Source organism: Rhizobium sp. WYCCWR 11152, from assembly GCF_013087615.1.
Taxonomy (GTDB): Bacteria; Pseudomonadota; Alphaproteobacteria; order Rhizobiales; family Rhizobiaceae; genus Rhizobium; species Rhizobium indicum.
Genome location: NZ_JABFCP010000009.1, coordinates 219,467 through 236,580 on the forward strand (window position 1 = coordinate 219,467; position 17,114 = coordinate 236,580).

Sequence of the window (17,114 nt, forward strand, 5' to 3'; positions counted from 1 at the left end):
ATTTTCTTTGGCTGGAGAATAGCGGCGAAAGCCGGGAGAGCAATGAGATTTATTTTCACGCAGGCGTTGCGCCGTAAGCCGGCCAGATTACATCTGGTCGGTCTTAACCATGGGCCGCTTGTAGATCCTCTGGACGAGATCGCTCGCCAGCGCGCGGGATTCGTCTTTCTCAGCCGCCGTCATCGGCCGGCAGGTGTTCCTGGTGTTTGAACTGTCGAGCACTGTCGTAGAACCGGAATTGGCGATGACGAGATGCCAGCTGCAGGAGGCGACCTTGTCGATTGCGACAGCACCATGGCAACCGGTGGACAGGCAGAAGGCAATGGTCCTCTGCGCCCCGTGGTCGCCTTTATAGGCCAGCGTGACGGCTTTCTTGATATCCGTGACCCATCGCTCGCATTGCGCCTGTTTTGCCCCCGGCTGGCAGCTTTTGGTGACCGGAGTGATCTCAGCGGCCTGAAGCGGCGATACGCAAAAAACACCCATCGAGAGGGCGAGCAGAAACTTGAGCATGGGATTTTCCTTGTGCAAGGAATGAGAGACGCACATCCCAGGCCGTTGGTCAATGGCCACTCACAAAAGGGAAGGGTGGCGCGCCAAGCAGATGTTGGCGCGCCACCGGGAAAATCCGAAATTGTGCAGATCCGTCGCCGCCGCTATTCCAGAATGACCACGGCTTCCACCTCGAAGAGCATGGGGTCGATGGCAAGCTTGGGAACGGGAATCAGCGTCTGCGCCGGCAGCGACGCGCCGAACATGTCCCTGACGTTCCTGGTCAGCACCTCGAGCTTGGACATATCGTGATCGACCACAAAGACCGTCAGCTTGGCGACCTGATCCGGCCTTGCGCCGAGCGCATCGAGGGCGATGCGCAAATTCGCATAGGCCTGCTTCACCTGGACCGCGAAGTCGGGCGACAAGGCCCCCATGCTGTCCTGGCCGCCCTGTCCGGAGATGTAGGCCAACCGGCCTTGGCGCGGCACGATCACCGCCGTGCTGTAGCCGTTCGGCGAGGGGTCGTAGAGGTTTTTCGGATTGACGATCGTCAGCCTGAGATCGTCTTCATTAGCTGTCGTCGCGGTGGGAACGCTGATGGTCATGATGATGAGTCCTCCGATAATGAGATGCTTGATTGTGTGTGGCATGACTTCTCCTGGCTTCCCCAGGGCTGCGAGCGACGGATCCTCGCGGCCTGTAGGATGGAATCTTATCGCCACATGATACGACTCGTACGGCGTACGATTAAATTGCATCGTACGCCGTACGAGTCAATCGGTCAGGATCGACATTCCCAGCATTGTCGGCTTAGATCGGCGTCTGATGAGTAAAGGAAGACGGATGGCAGCCAAACGCAGCGGCGCTGAGAGCAAAGGGTCTGGGCGGAGAAATACGCCGCCCCAGTCCGGGCAGGGGCCGCGCAGCGAGCCGACTCTCTCGCTGGAACGAATCGTGGCGACCGCCGTGGATCTGCTGGACGCAGAGGGCGTCGACGGACTGAAGATGCGCCGGCTGGCCGATCGCCTCGGCTCGGGCGCGATGAGCCTTTATTGGCACGTCGACAACAAGGAAAAGGTCTTCGATCTGGCGCTGGATTCGGTGCTCGAATATCGCGGCCCGCCTGAGATCGTCGAGTATCGAGACTGGCGCGGGGAAATCGTTCATCTGCTCGAAGACTGGCGCGCCAGCATGCTGCGCCATCCCTGGTCGGCCTCGCTGCTGCCGCGCCGGGCGCTCGGCCCGAACATCCTCATTCGCCTGGAACTGCTGAGCAAGACCTTGTCCGGAGCCGGTGTCACCGATGCGGATTTGAACGTCGCGATATGGTCGCTCTGGAACTATGTGATCGGCGCGACCATCACCCGGGCGAACTTCGACCTCTCGGACGACGACAGAGCGGCCGCGCAGCAGCGCCTGACAGGTCTCAGCCAACACTACCCGACGATCGAACGCTCTCGCCTGCTACTGGATAATGATTGGGACGGCGCTTTCAGGAAGGGCCTCGACTTCCTGCTCGATGGTCTTGCTCCGCGCCAGTGAACATTCGTCATTCCTGGACGAGACGGTGCCGGATTCTGCGCGCCTGCCGTGGGTGATCGCGGTACTGCCGCGACACGGTTCCCCGGCTATTTCCGCAGGATTTTCTCCATCGCTTTCCCCTTCGCGAGTTCGTCGATCAATTTGTCGAGATAGCGGATTTCCCGCATCGTCGTTTCCTGGATGTCTTCCACGCGGACGCCGCAGATCACGCCCGTAATCGACGATCGCGAGGGATTCATCCGAGGCGCTTGCGCAAAGAAATCCTCGAAGTTGGTTTTCGCAGCCAATTGATCGTCCAGGCTCTGCTGGCTATGTCCCGTCAGCCAACAGATGATTTCATCGACCTCTGCCTTCGTGCGTCCCTTCTTCTCTGCCTTGGCGACATAGTGGGGATAGACGCTCGCGACGCTGATGGAATAGATGCGATGCTTCGTCATGCGTGCTCCTCAACATTCCAGATATTTTCCGGCTTGAGATAGCTGACTTCAAGACCTCAACAAGTGGCGGATAATGGGCAGGCTTCCGCGGGCGCGAAGTAGATCAGTGCAAAGGCGGCATCTCTACAGCGCCGCGCGTCTTCGACCGGATTGCACCAACAACGGACATCGGCTCGGCTTGGGGAGACGACCGCTACGGGGCCGTTTCCAGACTGACTGTTTTTGCCTGGTGATTACAGAACCGGACCTCGCGCCCTCAATGAGGACAGGAAGACGGTTCAAACCTGTGGGGATGGTTCAATGATCTTCAGAACAGCTCATCCAAAAGGTCTTTTTCCATCGCGTGCAGGGACGTTAAAACCTGCACTCTAAATATATTACCTTAGATTGCAGACCGCATTGATTGCGATATAGTCGGGTCCCGGAGGGGCCATGCGCATTGAATTTGTTGAAATTGCGAATTTTAGAAAGCTGATCTCGACGAGAATTGGCCTGTCTACTGACAAGACCGTTTTCGTTGGTGCAAATAATAGCGGAAAGACTTCAGCGATTACCGCCTTGAGGTATTTCCTCGTCGATCGGGAACGCACAAGCTTTTGCTTCAACGATTTTACGCTATCCCATTGGCCCGGCATCGACACGATGGGTGCTGCCTGGCAGATCGCACACGTCGCCCAGCAGCCGTTGCCAGAACCGGAATGGGATGCGTTTCTTCCATTCTTAGACGTTTGGATGCACGTCGAAGAGAACGAGGTGCATTACGTTCAGGGAATCTTGCCAACGCTGGATTGGGCGGGAGGTCGCCTCGGGGTTCGCGTCAGGTATGAACCAAAGGATCGAGAACAACTTCAGAAGGACTATCTGACCGCTCGCGCCAACGCGCGCGATCTGCAGACGGCGGGCGCCGCGCTCGCTGAAGCAAGGGGTCAGGACGCGACACTATTTCAAGTCGCAATCTGGCCGCAAACGCTGGTCGAGTTTCTGCAACGCCGCGTCACGCGCTACTTTACGCTCCAGACTTACGTGTTGGACCCAACCGCGTGCGTCGATCCGGAGCACGGACGGGCTCTACCCCAGGCGTTGAATGGAAGTGATCCTATCGAGGGCGATCCGTTCAAGGGTCTGATCCGGATTGACGAGATCAGCGCGCAGCGTGGGTTTGGCCATGCCGGCGAAAGTAAGATGGAAGAAGGCGAAGCACTCGGATCGGGATCGACATCCCGCAAACTCTCGGCCCAACTTCGGCAGTATTACAAAAGCCATCTCGATCCGTATGAGAGCCCGGATGCGAAAGACCTGCTTGCACTCAAGGCGATTGAAGAAGCCCAGGAAGCATTTAATCTTCGCCTCAGCGACGGCTTTGAAAGCCCACTCAGGGAAATGCACACCCTTGGCTATCCTGGCGTCACAGATCCCAAACTCAACATCTCAACGCGCCTGCGGCCCATTGAAGGCCTTAACCACGACACCGCAGTGCGGTTCATCGTCCCGATGCAGGCGGGTGGGGCTTCCATAAATCTGTATCTGCCGGAAGATTCCAACGGGCTTGGGTACCAGAACCTCATATCCATGGTGTTCCGTCTGATGGCGTTTCGTGACAGCTGGATGAGGGTTGGAAAGGCGCAAAGTAAAGCCTCTGATGAGGCGATAATCCCGCCGCTGCATCTTGTCCTGATTGAAGAGCCGGAAGTACATCTGCACACGCAAGTGCAGCAGGTTTTTATTCGGCAGGCCTATAAAATCTTACGCAATCACGATCAGTTAGGGGCCGGCTCCAACTTCGTTACGCAGATGGTCGTGAGCACCCATTCCAGTCACATCGCTCACGAGTGTCACTTTGACTCCCTTCGCTACTTCCGACGCCTGCCTGCCATTGAGAATGCTATTCCAACATCGTGCGTCGTGAATGTTGGTGAGGCCTTTGGTGACGAGCAGGAAACTAAACGCTTCGTCACCCGCTATCTGAAGGTGACACACTGCGATCTGTTTTTCGCCGACGCCGCGGTACTGATTGAAGGACCGGCTGAGCGCATACTCGTCCCGCATTTTGTGAACTCGCATGTGGAATTTAATAAGCTCGCTGAGAGCTACATCACCTGGCTCGAAATCGGAGGAAGCCACGCCCACAAGCTGCGCAGCCTAATCGAAAAGATCGGACTGACAACGTTGATCGTCACCGACATCGACTCTCAGGACGCGGCCGGCTCCAGTGCGGTGCCAGTACGTGGGGCAAATTACACGACGCGTAATCACACGCTCAAGACTTGGTGGCCCGAAATCGAGGAATTGGACGCGTTGCTGGACAAGCCCGAGGCTGAAAAAGCCAAGGACTATGATGCAGAGGAATTCACGCTTCGCGTCGCCTATCAATGTCCGATCGAGATCGAATTCAAGGGCGCCACAACTGAGGCTTTGGCATATACGCTGGAAGACGCGGTTGTCGTCGCCAATATAGAGCTGTTCGCTGCGCTTCCCGGCACAGGCCTCATCGCGAAATTCCGAGCCGCTATCGCCGAGAGCGCAAATTTCGCGGAACTGAGTATGGCCATGAAAGAGGCATTGAAGGGCGGTGGCAAAGCCGAGTTTGCCCTCGACCTTCTCGAGATCGACAATCCCAGCGATTTGAAACCGCCCAACTATATTCGCGAGGGCTTGCTGTGGCTGGCAGAGCAACTTGACCACAAACAGACAGAGCTAGGGTTGGTCTCGCTCGGGCAGGTAGAGGTTGAGGCTGACGCTACCGTTGAGGCTGCCGCGTGAACGTCGACACAGATCCAATCGAATCCAATGTAACGCTCGACGATGGGGTCGAGGCCGAGATCGCTTCGTACCTCGACTTGGAAAAGCCTACGAGCTTTTTCCTGTTTGCCGGGGCTGGCTCCGGGAAAACCCGGTCGCTCGTCAATGCGCTCAAACACATTGCTACAAAATACCGGGGCACGCTTCGCCTTCGGGCGAGGCATGTCGCGGTCATCACCTATACCAACGCTGCCTGCGACGAGATCACACGTCGCCTGGAATATGATCCGCTGTTCGTTGTCAAAACCATCCATAGCTTTGCATGGTCACAAATTCGGGGGTTCAACGCCGACATAAGGGAATGGCTGCGCGCCAACCTCAATACAGAAATCGCAGATTTGACGGCGGAGGAGGCCAAAGGCCGCGCCGGCACGAAAGCGTCCGCAGCGCGGCTGGCGTCGATTGAATCAAAGCAGCGCCGCCTCGGGCGTCTCGATGAGATCAAAGCTTTCACGTACAATCCCAACAGCGATAACCGCGAGCGTAACGCTCTCAATCACAGTGAAGTCATCAAGATTTTTGCGACCTTCCTGCTTGAGAAGTCGCTGATGCAGCGAATGTTCGTCGAAAAATATCCGTTCCTCCTGATCGACGAAAGTCAGGACACGAACAAGGTTCTGATCGACGCCCTTCTTGCAGTTCAACAGGCGCACGCCAATCGCTTCGCTTTGGGACTCATCGGGGACACGATGCAGCGCATTTACCTGGACGGCAAAGAGCATATCGAAGATGCTTTGCCGCCGGGTTGGAAAACGCCCCGAAAAGCACTGAACCACCGGAGCCCAGGGCGTATCGTACGTCTCATCAATAAGATTCGCTCAGGTGCGGACGAGCAAATTCAGGTGCCTCGCGAAGATGCGAGTGAAGGATGGGCGCGGCTGTTCTTGTTCCCCATCGACACGCCCGATAAGTCCGCGATGGAGGACCGCGTTCGAGCATATATGGCCGAACTCACCGCCGACACCGGCTGGAGTGATCGAGACGAATGTAAGATTCTCACGCTTGAGCACCACATGGCTGCGAAGCGAATGGGGTTTGAGCAGCTATTCGAGGCGATTGCGCCTATCGAGTCATTCCGGACGGCGTTTCTCGACGGCAGTTTCGCGCCTACTCGATTTTTCACTCACAGTGTCCTTCCGCTGGTCGCCGCTACCCAGCGGGGCGATAAGTTTTTAGCGACCAAGCTTATCCGCGAAGCGTCACCTCTGTTGAGCAAGGACATGCTGAGAGGCTCCGAAAAGCCGTTGGATCAATTGCGCGCGGCGCAAGCGGCGATCGACAGTCTGATGTCGCTCTGGGCGAACGCTGACCCGACCTGCGGCGCCGTTCTGGAAAATGTCGTGAGCACCAATCTCTTCACAGTGCCTGACAGCCTCAAAGCCGCCCTGGCAGCGGTGAGCGCCAAGCCAACAGTTTCCGCAGACGAAGAGGCTGATCCGGTTGGTGAGAATGTCGCCGCGCTATTGGCTCTTCTGGATTGCCCGTTCTCGATGATTGCACCGTACGCATCGTACGTCGCGCGCGAGGCCTCCTTCGACACACATCAAGGGGTCAAGGGCCTCGAATTCGATCGCGTTATGGTTCTCATGGACGATGGCGACGCCCGCGGCTTCCTTTTTGGTTACGACAAACTGCTGGGAGCCAAGGAATTGAGCGCCAGCGATTTGAAGAACGCGCAAGAGGGCAAGGATTCCTCAGTCGATCGCACTCGACGACTGTTTTACGTCACCTGCAGCCGTGCCAAATCTAGCTTAGCTCTTGTGGCATATTCGACCGATCCGGGCGCGATAAATGCCCATGTAATCCAGTCAGGTCTTTTCCATGAGGATGAAGTGTTGCTTGGCCTGCCGGCATAGGTCGGCAGCGGTTAGCGCGCAGGCGCTCGGGCAATCGCTAAAGCATCCGAGATTGGAAATGGGTTTTTGTCGCACGGTACGCCATAGTCGACAACGAACGCCGCGAAGCCATTCCGGGCGCCTCAGGCGTTTGCGTAACTTGCGGTTCAGCAATGGTCGCCAAATGCGGACCGCGCCTGATCCGTCATTGGGCGCATGCTGCGCTGCGCGATTGGCGGAAACGTTAAACGCCGGGTCGGACGAAAGGCCGCTTTTAAAAACTCAATAGGGCGGTTGAAGGACCGGAAAGGGGGCGCAAAGCGCCGTAGCCCGGCCGTCGTCATCTCCAACGACTTGCACTCTTCCGAGGGAGCGAGCCGACGACTCGCCACCACATCTCCGGCGTTAGCTCTCGTTGTGGACGATCTTCTCCAACTGCTTTCTATACTACTTCCCAGTTACAAACGGTGATATGCAACCGCATGGAAAATTTGGGCCACAGGTTGGTGAGATGACACTGAACGACCGAGACATCGCGACGGCAATTAGGGATAGCCGACTTATCTCCAATTTCGACGTTAAGGGCATTGCCGGGGCCTGCTACGAATTGCGCATGGGTAGCGTCTATTACGACCTTAACGAAGGCGGGAGACGCTTTGCGCTGGCGGAAGGCGAGCAAGCGCTAATCAAGCCTGGCCATCGTGTTGTCCTGATCACGGCAGAGGAGCTTAAAGTTCCTCCAAATCTACTCGTACGTATTGTCAGCAAGGGCGCGTTGTTCAGCATTGGTCTGAGTCCCGTTTCGACCTACGCAGACCCTGGCTTTGAGGGCAACCTAGGCATTGTGACTCAGAACATCAGCGACAAATACATTGTCCTTCCGCAAGGGGAGCCCATAGCGAAAGCAGATTTTACGCAGCTCTCCGGAGATGCCGGTCGCCCTTATCAAGGCCAGCACGGATTCCAAGCTGGTATATGGCCCATAAAAGCTCACCTTCAAAAAGATTACTCTGAAGTTAGCAGCGACAAACGCGTGAACTCTGAGAAACACGAGGCCCTGGCTCTTCTTCCGTCAGCGACACGTACCGCGATCGAACGGCTAGAGTGGACCATAACCTTAACTTTAGCAGCAGTTTTCCTCGCGATCACAATGAACGCTGTCTTCCTTTTCCTTGTCGAGGGAAAGGTACTTGACCAGTTTTGGGGCATAGTAGGAAACCTGCTATCGAGCGGCATCACCGGGTTCGTAGCGATCCTCATTAGCATCTTCAGAAGGAACAAGTGATGCAACTTTCCGAGCTAATCAAATCTCAGATCGACGCTGACGAACGTCGCGGATTTTCTGTCAAATTCGCTAGCGACATAGAACGGCACGATCAACTCATGCGGGACTTGGTGGGCCTAGTTAGTGAGGTCGGTGAATTCGCTGACAGCCTGAAGAAGGTCGGTCTTGCAGTTTCAACTCCTGGCTATCAGGGGCCAAGCCTTAGCGATGCGACGCCGCAGCTTCGCTCTGAGCTTGCGGACGTGTCGATCTACGTCTTCCGTCTGATCGCAATCCTTGATGGAGATCTAGAAAACGAGATTGTTCGGAAGATGAAGATTAATAGAGAGCGGTACCAATATCTTGAACGATAGGCTGATTTTTTTCGCTGCAGTGAATACCGGTTTCGTAACCGACGGGCTCCCTGATCACCGATTTTTGGAATTTTACGAAAGCCGAAGCTCTCCTGAGCTGTATTGCTCGATAGTTGGCAACGTTGTCGTACCTAACGGACATGGGAGTAACGCATCGACGCCAACGATTACTAAAGATTCGATTTGGGCTGACCTTGCAAAGAGGATCAACGACGGCGGAGCAAGTCCCGGTATTCAACTTGCGACAGCTTGGGCAGGATATGCTGGCTCTAGGAAGTTCGTGACGTTCGCGCCAAACACCGTAATCGCACAAGGGCGTGAGCTAGCTGCAAGCATGGGCTCGCAAGGAATCGGAGAAGTTATTAGGTCTTTCCGTGCGGGTGCTGCTGTGGCAGTTAAACATGGATTTCGTCACATCCAGTTTCATGCTGCTCATGGATATCTCCTTAATCTTCTGATTGACCGTCGCATAAATCCTCTCGCCGATCATGTTCTTAATGAGCTAAAATTGCTTGCGGAGTGCTTGAGTATGGAAGGAGTTGAGACTTCCATCCGGATATCCTTGAAGACCGGCCACAGTGAATTCGACAATAGTGGAACAGTCGATTTTCAAGATGAGATAGCGACTCTTCCCTTCAATTTCGTAGATTTGTCTTCCGGTTTCTACAATGTGGACAAGCGGTTGATCTATCCGACGAGGCCGGAGTTGCTTAAAGCAAGAATTTCCGAGAGCCGCGAAGTCGCCGCCAGGCATCCGAATCGAAAGTTCATCTTCTCAGGCCGCGTCCAGATGGACGGTTTGCACCGCCTGCCTTCTAATATGCATCCCGGCTTTTGCCGAGATCTTATTGCCAACCCAAATTTTCTTCGTGAAACCAAAAGCGGTTGTTTGAATCATAACAAGTGCCATTATTATTCCAGGGGTGAAGCTCATCTCACATGTGGGAAGTGGACATCGCGTTAGGCGAAACCTCAAGCGGCCAAAGTACTTCATGAGTTTTGCTTATAACGAAGCCTGCTGGGTCAGCTTTGGGCGCTGGCCGCGTCAGCCGGAAATGCCGAAATGATGTGCAAAGTTGCCGCCTCGCCGATCCACCAGAAGTCCGCTTCTAGGAGATGGCGAGAAAGCAAGCTATGGCCGGATGGAAGGCGCGTAGCCGCCCGGCAGCATTGGCTCGGCCGGTGGTGTCTCTGATCGCATTTCTGCTAAAGCTCGGAAGCAAATCGCCCGCGATGTCACCAACTGCCGAAGTGTGAAGGGCGCAATGGGCTGATGGGCCTCTCGCTCATCAGGCCTCTTGTCTTGAAGGAGGAGCGCTAGGATGAGCACCGACCTGGATACCGTGCGGTCCTATGATACGGTCGCGGCGGAGTACGCTGCGGAGGCCGCGGCGATGCCCGAATGGGTCGCGACAGAGATCGATGCGTTCGTGACCGAACTGGGCGGCTCGGGCAGGGTGCTGGAGATCGGAAGCGGTGGCGGGCGAGATGCACTTGAGCTTGAGAAGCGGGGAATGAGCGTCCGGCGCACCGACATTTCAAGGGGTTTCGTCGAACTGTTTCGCGAAAGTGGCTTCGAAGCCGACCTGTTGGACCCGCTGACCGATGACTTGGCCGACCCGCAGCGTCCCGGCACGCCGTACGACGGGATCTGGGCCTGTGCCTGCCTGATTCATGTCGCGCGCAAGGATTTCGGCACGGTGCTTGGACGGCTTGCCGAGGCGACCCGCACCGGTGGCCGATTGCACGCCTCGGTAAGAGAGGGCGAAGGTGAGGATGTGTCCACACACGGCAGTGCTGCAGCGCCCCGGCGCTACGTCGAGACGTACTGGCGCGAGTTTGCCCTGCGGTCAGCACTCACAGACGCCGGCTGGATCGTCAGCGAGGTACGTCGGTGCGTCGGAAAACCCCATGATCAGTGGCTGAGCGTTCGGGCGAGTCGGGCGTAACGCACATAGAACTTGCGGGAATGGCCGCTCCGCTCAGGCCCGTTTCGTCAGCGGAAAGCGGTCCCGCAGCAGCCGCAGCACCGATTCCGAAGGGATCGGCGGACCGAAAAGGTAGCTCTGGCCGTAATTGCAGCCCATCTTGGCGAGCTCGATCGCATCCTCGTTGGATTCGATCCCCTCTGCCACCACCTTCATGTCGAGCTCGCGCGCCATCGCGATCACCGACCGGAGCACGGTCGCCTTCTTGTCGCTGCTGTCACGCACCAGGGCCTTGTCGAGCTTGATCGTGTCGAAGGGGAAGCGGGTGAGATAGGCGAGCGACGAATATCCGGTGCCGAAATCGTCGAGCGCCAGCCCGATGCCGGCTTCCTTCAGCTTCTGCAGCACCAGCCGGGCCTGTTCCGGATTTTCCATCACCATGGATTCCGTCAGTTCGAGCTTGAGGCGCGAGGGTTGGCAATGCGTCTTGGCGAGAACCGAACGCACGTCGTCATAGAGCTCGTTGTTGAGCAACTGCACGCTCGACAGATTGATCGAGACGAAGATCGGCAATTCGCCGGTCTGGTGCTGCCAGCTCATCAGATCGTTGGTCGCCTGTTCCAGCGCGAACATGCCGAGCGGCCCGATGAGATCGGAGGCCTCGGCGATCGGAATGAATTCGGATGGCGGGATATTGCCGCGTTTGGGATGTTCCCAGCGCATCAGCGCCTCGAAACCGGCGACCTCGACATCCTCCAGCCTCGCGATCGGCTGGTAGACCATCGACAATTCCTTGCGCTCGATAGCGCGGCGCAGATCCGTTTCGAGCTGCAGCCGGTCGGTGCCGAAGTCGCGGAAGGCCGGCTGGAACGGCTCGACGCGGTTACCGCCGGCCCGTTTTGCCCGGTACATCGCAAGCTCGGCGTCGCTGAGCAGGCCGGTGGCGCTCTCCTGCCGGTCGACCCAGGAGGCGAGGCCGACCGAGGCCGTCAGGATGATCTCACGATTGGCGAAGTTGATCGGCACCATGATCGCCTTGCTGATCGCATCGGCAAAATCGGCGACCTTGGCCGGATTATGCTCTGAAACCAGGATGAGGCCGAACTGGTCGCCGGCAAGCCGCGCCAGCGTGTCCTGCGGTTTCAAGAGCCGGCGCAGCCGCCGCGTCAGCGCGATGAGGATGTTGTCGCCGGCGGCAACGCCCAGCGAATCATTGACCAGCTTGTAGCGGTCGATGTCGATCACCATCACCGTCGGGCGCAGCGTATCGCCGCCCGGCGCCAGTGCCAGCACCGACTGCAGCCGGTCGAGGAAGACCTGGCGGTTCGGCAGGCCGGTCAGATTGTCGTGCAGCGCATCGTGCAGCAGCCGTTCGACGGAATTCTTCTGTTCGGTCACGTCGACGATCGTGCCGACGCAGCGGATGATTTCGCCGTTCGAGCCGAGCACCGGCCGGGCGCGGATCAGCAGCCAGTGGAAATGCCCGTCCTCGGCGCGGATGCGGAATTCGTGGTTCAGCCGCCCGCGCCGGTGTTCGAGCAGCACGTCGAGCGTGGCGCGGAAGCGGTCGCGGTCGTCGGGATGCAGCCGCGGCAACCAGTTGCGCGCCGCGCCATGCATGGCGCCCGGCGACAGGCCGAGCTTGATCGAGACGTCGGGAATGGTGACGACGCGGTCGCGCGCCACGTCCCAATCCCACACCATGTCGCCGGAGCCGGTCAGCGCCAGCGATTGCCGCTCAAGATCGGAAAACAGCCCTTGCTGGTAGGCGCCGCCGGCGAAAGCGTGCTGCATGACGGTGAAGCCGATCAACAGCACGATGAGCACCAGGCCGCCGCCGAGCGCGGGCTGGATGATATCGTTGTCGAGCCGTCCGGTGACCGTCAGCCACGCGCCGAACAGCCAGACGAGGATCAGCGCCCAGGCCGGTACCAAAAGGATGGCGCGGTCATAGCGGTTGAAACCGAGATAGATGATCAGCAGCAGCCCCATCGTCGCAGTCAGCGCGAAGGAAAGCCTGGCGATGCCGGCGGCGATAGACGGATCGTAGATCGCGACGCCAAAGAGCAGGGCAAGGCCGAGCACCCAGGCAAGTGTCGCGTAGCCGAGATGCGCATGCCAGCGGTTGAGGTTGAGATAGGTGAAGAGAAAGATGACGAAACTCGACGCCAGCGCCACCTCAGCGCAGGCGCGCCATATTCGCTGGTCGGCCGAGGCGACGCTGATCAGCTTGCCGAGGAAACCGAAATCGACGCAGATATAGCCGAGCACCGCCCAGGCGAGTGCCGCCGTCGCCGGCAGCATCGAGGTGCCCTTGACGACGAAGAGTATGGTCAGGAACACGGCGAGCAGGCCGGCAATGCCAAGCACGATGCCGCGATAGAGCGTGAAGGCGTTGATCGTATCCTTGTAGGCGTTCGGTTCCCAGAGATAGATCTGCGGCAGCTCCGGCGTCGACAGTTCGGCGACGAAGGTGATGACGGCGCCGGGGTTCAGCGTGATGCGGAAGACGTCAGCCTCGTCGCTCGGCTGCCGATCGAGCGCGAAGCCTTCGCTCGGCGTAATCGCGCTGATGCGCTGCGAGCCGAGATCCGGCCAGAACAGCTTGGAATTGACCAGACGGAAATGCGGCGCGACGATGACGCGCTCGAGCTGTTCTTCGGAGACGTTGGCCAGCGCAAACACCGCCCAGTCGCCCTGATGGTTCTCCGAGCTTGCCCGGACCTCGATGCGGCGGCGGATGCCGTCGGCGCCCGCCGCCGTCGAAACCTGGAAGGCCTCGCCCTGGTTGGCGTAGATCTCGGTCGTTGCCGTCAGATCGAGCGCGGTATCGTCACGGGAAATTTTTACCGGTTCGGCCGCCCGGGCAGCACCCGCCGCGAAGGCGAAGGCCGCCAGGAAAAGGGCTGCGATCACCGCGATCACTCGTCCGGACGGTGACTTGGGCAGCATGCGGTCTCTTGTCATCGGCTGTCGGTTTTCCTGCCTTTATCCGTATCGGTGGCGAGACGTGAAAACATCACATGGTCATGCCACTGACCGTTGATCTTTAAATATCCGCGCAGATAGCCTTCCTGCTGAAACCCGGCTTTTTCAAGCAGACGGATGCTGCGCGCGTTATCTGGAATACAGGCTGCTTCGATACGGTGCAACTCAAGCCCGGCGAAGATGTAAGGAATAACCAATTGAAGAGCGGCGAACATATGCCCCTGGCCGGCATGGCGTTCGCCCATCCAGTAGCCGATCATGCAGCTTTGTGCCGCACCTCTTCTGATGTAGCCGATGGTGACGCCGCCGACGAGCGTCATGTCGCCTTTCAGGAAAATGAACAGCGGCACCGCCTGGCCCGAGGCATATTCCTGCTTGCCGCGGACGACGCGGGCGCGGTAGGCGCCCTCCGTCAGCTCGTCGCGCCGCCAGGTCGGCTCCCAGGGTTCCAGGAACTTGCGGCTTTCGGCGCGCAGCCGGTGCCACTGGTTGAAATCCTGGTAGCGCGGTAGGCGCAGGAAATATCTGTCGCTCTCCAGCTCCACCGCTTCCGGCTGCCGGTGCAGGAACCGAAAAACCGATTTTGGCATCGATCACTCCCGGCAGGACGGACGTCGGCTCAGCGGCTTGCCTGCAGCGTCTTCGACGCCGGGACCGAAAGCGAGGCGGTGATGTCTTCCATCGGCGCGAGCTGTTCCAACGGACCGATCGCCGAAAGCGTCGGCACAGTGTCATAGAACAGCCGGCCGGCGAGGTCGGTCAGCCGCTCGATGGTGATGCCTTCCAGCCGCTCCATCATCTCCGGATTGGAGATCGGCCGGCCGTAAAGCATCATCTGCCTGGCGATCTGACCGGCGCGGGCAGCCGGGCTTTCGGCACCCATCAACAGCTGGGCGCGGATCTGGGCGCGGGCGCGCTCGATTTCCTTCTGGTGGATCGCATCGGCCGACTTGTGCAGCTCGTCGATGATGACCGGCACCAGCTCCGGCAGGTTTTCACCGCCGGTTGCGGCATGAATGCCGAAGATGCCGGTGTCGGAAAAGCCCCAGTGGAAGGCATAGACCGAATAACAGAGGCCGCGGAACTCGCGCACCTCCTGGAAGAGCCTGGAGGACATGCCGCCGCCAAGGATATTGGCAAGGATCTGCGAGCAGTAGAAATCGCGGGCGTGGTAGGGCTTGCCTTCGAAGCCGAGCAGGATCTGCGCGTCCATCAGGTCGCGCGGTTCGCGCACGCTGCCGCCGATATAACGCGCCGGTTCCATGACGGGCGGCGCGGAAGGAGCCGTCGGCAGGCTGGCGAAACGATCCTCGACCATGCGCAGGAATTCTTCATGCTCGACGGCGCCGGTGGCGACCACGAACATGCGGTCGGTCGTGTAGTTGCGGCCGAGATAGCTACGGATCTGCTGCGGCGTGAAGGAGACGACGGTCTCCGGCGTGCCGAGTATCGCCCGGCCGAGCGTCTGGTCGCGATAGGCGACCTCGGAGAACCGGTCGAACACCACGTCGTCGGGCGTGTCGTTGGCGGCGTTGATCTCCTGCAGGATCACCTGCTTCTCGCGCTCCAGCTCCTCCTCTTCGAAGGCCGATTCCGTCAGGATGTCGGCGAGGATGTCGACGGCGAGCGGCACGTAGTCCTTGAGCACGCGGGCATAATAGGAGGTCGTCTCGGTCGAGGTGGCGGCATTGACTTCGCCGCCGACATCCTCGATTTCCTCGGCAATCTGGCGAGCCGTGCGGCGCGCCGTGCCCTTGAAGGCCATGTGTTCGAGCAGGTGAGCGATGCCGTGCTCGTTGTCCGTCTCGTTACGCGATCCCGATTTGATCCAGACTCCGAGCGCAACGCTTTCAAGATGCGGCATGGTCTCTGTGACTACTGTCAGCCCGGATTTCAGCCGGGTGCACTCAACTGTCATTGGCTATCTTTCTGCGCCTGCTGTCGTCTCGCCGCGGGCGTGCTTGCCGATAAAGGTTTCAACGGCTTTCAGCTCCGGTTTGATGATCTGGAAACGCTCCTCCCTTTGCATCAGATCAGCAAGCCACGTCGGAAGCGCCGGGTCAATACCGCAGGCGGATTTTACGGCGACGGGGAATTTCGCCGGATGCGCGGTCGAAAGCGTCACCATCGGCGTATTCGGCTTTTCTTTCTTGGCAGCGACGAAGACGCCGATCGCCGAATGCGGATCCAGCAGATAGCCGGTCTCGGCATGGGTCTTGCGGATCGTCTCGGCGACCTGCTTCTCGTTGGCGCGCCCGGCGCGGAAGTCGCGGCGGATCGCCTTCAGCGCTTGTTCGCCAATCTCGAATCCGTTGGATTGCTTGAGGCTTTCCATCGCCGCGCGCACCTTCGAGGCGTCGCGGTCATAGGCTTCGAACAGCAGCCGTTCGAAGTTCGACGAGATCTGGATGTCCATCGACGGCGAACTCGTCGCCTTGACCGCCTTCATGTCGTAGCGGCCAGTCTTCAGCGTCCGCGCCAGGATGTCGTTCTCGTTGGTGGCGATCACCAGCCGGTCGATCGGCAGGCCCATGCGCTTGGCGCAGTAGCCGGCGAAGATATCGCCGAAATTGCCGGTCGGCACCGTGAACGAGATCTTCCGGTCCGGTCCGCCGAGCGCCACCGCCGCCGTGAAATAATAGACGATCTGGGCCATGATGCGGGCCCAGTTGATCGAGTTGACGCCGGAAAGTCGGACCTTGTCGCGGAAAGCCACGTCGTTGAACATCGCCTTCACGAGGTTCTGGCAATCGTCGAAATTGCCCTCGACGGCAAGCGCATGCACATTGGCTGACGACGAGGTCGTCATCTGCCGCTGCTGCACCGGCGAGACCTTGCCATGCGGGAAGAGGATGAAGATGTCGGTACGCTCGCGGCCGGCAAAAGCGTCGATCGCCGCCCCGCCGGTGTCGCCCGAGGTGGCGCCGACGATCGTCGCCCGCTCGCCGCGCTTTTCCAGCGCATAGTCCATCAGCCGGGCGAGCAGTTGCATCGCCACGTCCTTGAAGGCGAGCGTGGTGCCGTGGAAGAGCTCCATGACGAAGCTGTTCGGCCCGGTCTGGACGAGCGGCGCGATCGCCGGATGGCGGAAGGTGCCGTAGGCCTCGTCGATCATCGCCCGGAACGTGTCGTCGGGGATCTCGCCATTGGTAAAGGGCGACAGGATGGTGAAGGCGACCTCCTGATAGGTCTTGCCCCTGAGCGCCCGGATCTCCTTCTTGGAAAAGCTCGGCCATTTGCGCGGAACATAGAGCCCGCCGTCGCGCGCCAGCCCGGTCAAAAGGGCGTCGCAAAAGCCGAGGGAAGGGGCCTCGCCGCGGGTCGAGATATAATCCACGTTCGTCATCCTTTGATCTTATTGCTGGAGGAAGTCTGGCTGGGCGCGGTGGTGGCGAGATTCGCCGGAAAGCGTGAAGGGGCCGTCCTGCCGGCGTGCCATTTCAGGTATCTTG

General features: G+C 58.9%; 14 protein-coding genes. 7 read left to right on the forward strand and 7 right to left on the reverse strand.

What is annotated here, in order from left to right; genetic code table 11:
* Positions 1 to 87 precede the first annotated feature (87 nt).
* Entirely contained in the window at positions 88 to 513 is a 426-nt protein-coding gene (locus G9X67_RS16170; protein ID WP_164055545.1) for a hypothetical protein, read from the reverse strand.
* A 143-nt stretch (positions 514 to 656) separates the two neighbouring features.
* Positions 657 to 1,145 carry a RidA family protein gene (locus G9X67_RS16175; protein WP_138328788.1) on the reverse strand — a complete coding sequence of 163 codons (489 nt, stop codon included), beginning with the start codon at positions 1,143 to 1,145 and terminating at the stop codon, positions 657 to 659.
* Positions 1,146 to 1,338: 193 nt separating this feature from the next.
* On the opposite strand from G9X67_RS16175, the gene G9X67_RS16180 reads away from it, so the two are divergent.
* Positions 1,339 to 2,037, forward strand: a complete 699-nt coding sequence (locus G9X67_RS16180) for a TetR/AcrR family transcriptional regulator C-terminal domain-containing protein (protein WP_138328787.1) — start codon at positions 1,339 to 1,341, stop codon at positions 2,035 to 2,037.
* An 86-nt stretch (positions 2,038 to 2,123) separates the two neighbouring features.
* Here the strand turns inward: G9X67_RS16180 and G9X67_RS16185 are convergent, their stop codons facing one another.
* Positions 2,124 to 2,474, reverse strand: coding sequence for a DUF2200 domain-containing protein (locus G9X67_RS16185; protein ID WP_171599168.1), 351 nt, complete (start codon positions 2,472 to 2,474; stop codon positions 2,124 to 2,126).
* 432 nt (positions 2,475 to 2,906) lie between these two features.
* On the opposite strand from G9X67_RS16185, the gene G9X67_RS16190 reads away from it, so the two are divergent.
* From G9X67_RS16190 to G9X67_RS16215, 6 genes are all read left to right on the forward strand, one after another.
* The gene (locus G9X67_RS16190; RefSeq protein ID WP_171599169.1) at positions 2,907 to 5,234 is read left to right on the forward strand and encodes an AAA family ATPase; all 2,328 of its coding nucleotides are present in this window, start codon (positions 2,907 to 2,909) and stop codon (positions 5,232 to 5,234) included.
* Positions 5,231 to 7,129, forward strand: a complete 1,899-nt coding sequence (locus G9X67_RS16195) for a UvrD-helicase domain-containing protein (RefSeq protein ID WP_171599170.1) — start codon at positions 5,231 to 5,233, stop codon at positions 7,127 to 7,129. Before G9X67_RS16190 ends, G9X67_RS16195 begins: the two co-directional genes overlap by 4 nt.
* Positions 7,130 to 7,619: 490 nt before the next feature.
* The gene (locus G9X67_RS16200) at positions 7,620 to 8,393 is read left to right on the forward strand and encodes a hypothetical protein (protein WP_171599171.1); all 774 of its coding nucleotides are present in this window, start codon (positions 7,620 to 7,622) and stop codon (positions 8,391 to 8,393) included.
* Positions 8,393 to 8,746, forward strand: coding sequence for a hypothetical protein (locus G9X67_RS16205; RefSeq protein ID WP_171599172.1), 354 nt, complete (start codon positions 8,393 to 8,395; stop codon positions 8,744 to 8,746). The genes G9X67_RS16200 and G9X67_RS16205 overlap by 1 nt, the downstream gene beginning before the upstream one ends.
* Positions 8,736 to 9,710: a hypothetical protein gene (locus G9X67_RS16210; protein WP_171599173.1), complete on the forward strand. Its 975-nt coding sequence runs from the start codon at positions 8,736 to 8,738 to the stop codon at positions 9,708 to 9,710. The genes G9X67_RS16205 and G9X67_RS16210 overlap by 11 nt, the downstream gene beginning before the upstream one ends.
* Positions 9,711 to 10,068: 358 nt before the next feature.
* The gene (locus G9X67_RS16215) at positions 10,069 to 10,695 is read left to right on the forward strand and encodes a class I SAM-dependent methyltransferase (RefSeq protein WP_171599174.1); all 627 of its coding nucleotides are present in this window, start codon (positions 10,069 to 10,071) and stop codon (positions 10,693 to 10,695) included.
* Between the two features lie 33 nt (positions 10,696 to 10,728).
* Here G9X67_RS16215 and G9X67_RS16220 read toward each other — a convergent pair whose 3' ends face one another.
* The 4 genes from G9X67_RS16220 to thrC are packed head-to-tail and all read right to left on the reverse strand — an operon-like array spanning position 10,729 to position 17,008.
* Complete coding sequence (locus G9X67_RS16220; RefSeq protein WP_164070380.1) at positions 10,729 to 13,641, reverse strand: sensor domain-containing phosphodiesterase; 2,913 nt, start codon at positions 13,639 to 13,641, stop codon at positions 10,729 to 10,731.
* Positions 13,638 to 14,252 carry a GNAT family protein gene (locus G9X67_RS16225; protein ID WP_129418199.1) on the reverse strand — a complete coding sequence of 205 codons (615 nt, stop codon included), beginning with the start codon at positions 14,250 to 14,252 and terminating at the stop codon, positions 13,638 to 13,640. Before G9X67_RS16225 ends, G9X67_RS16220 begins: the two co-directional genes overlap by 4 nt.
* 29 nt (positions 14,253 to 14,281) lie before the next feature.
* On the reverse strand, positions 14,282 to 15,580 hold the full coding sequence (locus tag G9X67_RS16230; RefSeq protein ID WP_129418200.1) for a pitrilysin family protein: 1,299 nt from the start codon (positions 15,578 to 15,580) through the stop codon (positions 14,282 to 14,284).
* Between the two features lie 3 nt (positions 15,581 to 15,583).
* Positions 15,584 to 17,008 (reverse strand): threonine synthase, encoded by a 1,425-nt coding sequence (thrC, locus tag G9X67_RS16235; protein ID WP_171599175.1) that lies wholly within the window; start codon positions 17,006 to 17,008, stop codon positions 15,584 to 15,586.
* Between the last annotated feature and the right edge of the window lie 106 nt (positions 17,009 to 17,114).

What these genes read in the sequence shown, in the direction of transcription:
- G9X67_RS16170 (WP_164055545.1), bottom strand. Translation starts at nt 513, where the DNA reads ATGCTCAAGTTTCTGCTCGCCCTCTCGATGGGTGTTTTTTGCGTATCG.
- G9X67_RS16175 (WP_138328788.1), bottom strand. Translation starts at nt 1,145, where the DNA reads ATGCCACACACAATCAAGCATCTCATTATCGGAGGACTCATCATCATG.
- G9X67_RS16180 (WP_138328787.1), top strand. Translation starts at nt 1,339, where the DNA reads ATGGCAGCCAAACGCAGCGGCGCTGAGAGCAAAGGGTCTGGGCGGAGA.
- G9X67_RS16185 (WP_171599168.1), bottom strand. Translation starts at nt 2,474, where the DNA reads ATGACGAAGCATCGCATCTATTCCATCAGCGTCGCGAGCGTCTATCCC.
- G9X67_RS16190 (WP_171599169.1), top strand. Translation starts at nt 2,907, where the DNA reads ATGCGCATTGAATTTGTTGAAATTGCGAATTTTAGAAAGCTGATCTCG.
- G9X67_RS16200 (WP_171599171.1), top strand. Translation starts at nt 7,620, where the DNA reads ATGACACTGAACGACCGAGACATCGCGACGGCAATTAGGGATAGCCGA.
- G9X67_RS16205 (WP_171599172.1), top strand. Translation starts at nt 8,393, where the DNA reads ATGCAACTTTCCGAGCTAATCAAATCTCAGATCGACGCTGACGAACGT.
- G9X67_RS16215 (WP_171599174.1), top strand. Translation starts at nt 10,069, where the DNA reads ATGAGCACCGACCTGGATACCGTGCGGTCCTATGATACGGTCGCGGCG.
- G9X67_RS16220 (WP_164070380.1), bottom strand. Translation starts at nt 13,641, where the DNA reads ATGACAAGAGACCGCATGCTGCCCAAGTCACCGTCCGGACGAGTGATC.
- G9X67_RS16225 (WP_129418199.1), bottom strand. Translation starts at nt 14,252, where the DNA reads ATGCCAAAATCGGTTTTTCGGTTCCTGCACCGGCAGCCGGAAGCGGTG.
- G9X67_RS16230 (WP_129418200.1), bottom strand. Translation starts at nt 15,580, where the DNA reads ATGACAGTTGAGTGCACCCGGCTGAAATCCGGGCTGACAGTAGTCACA.
- thrC (WP_171599175.1), bottom strand. Translation starts at nt 17,008, where the DNA reads ATGACGAACGTGGATTATATCTCGACCCGCGGCGAGGCCCCTTCCCTC.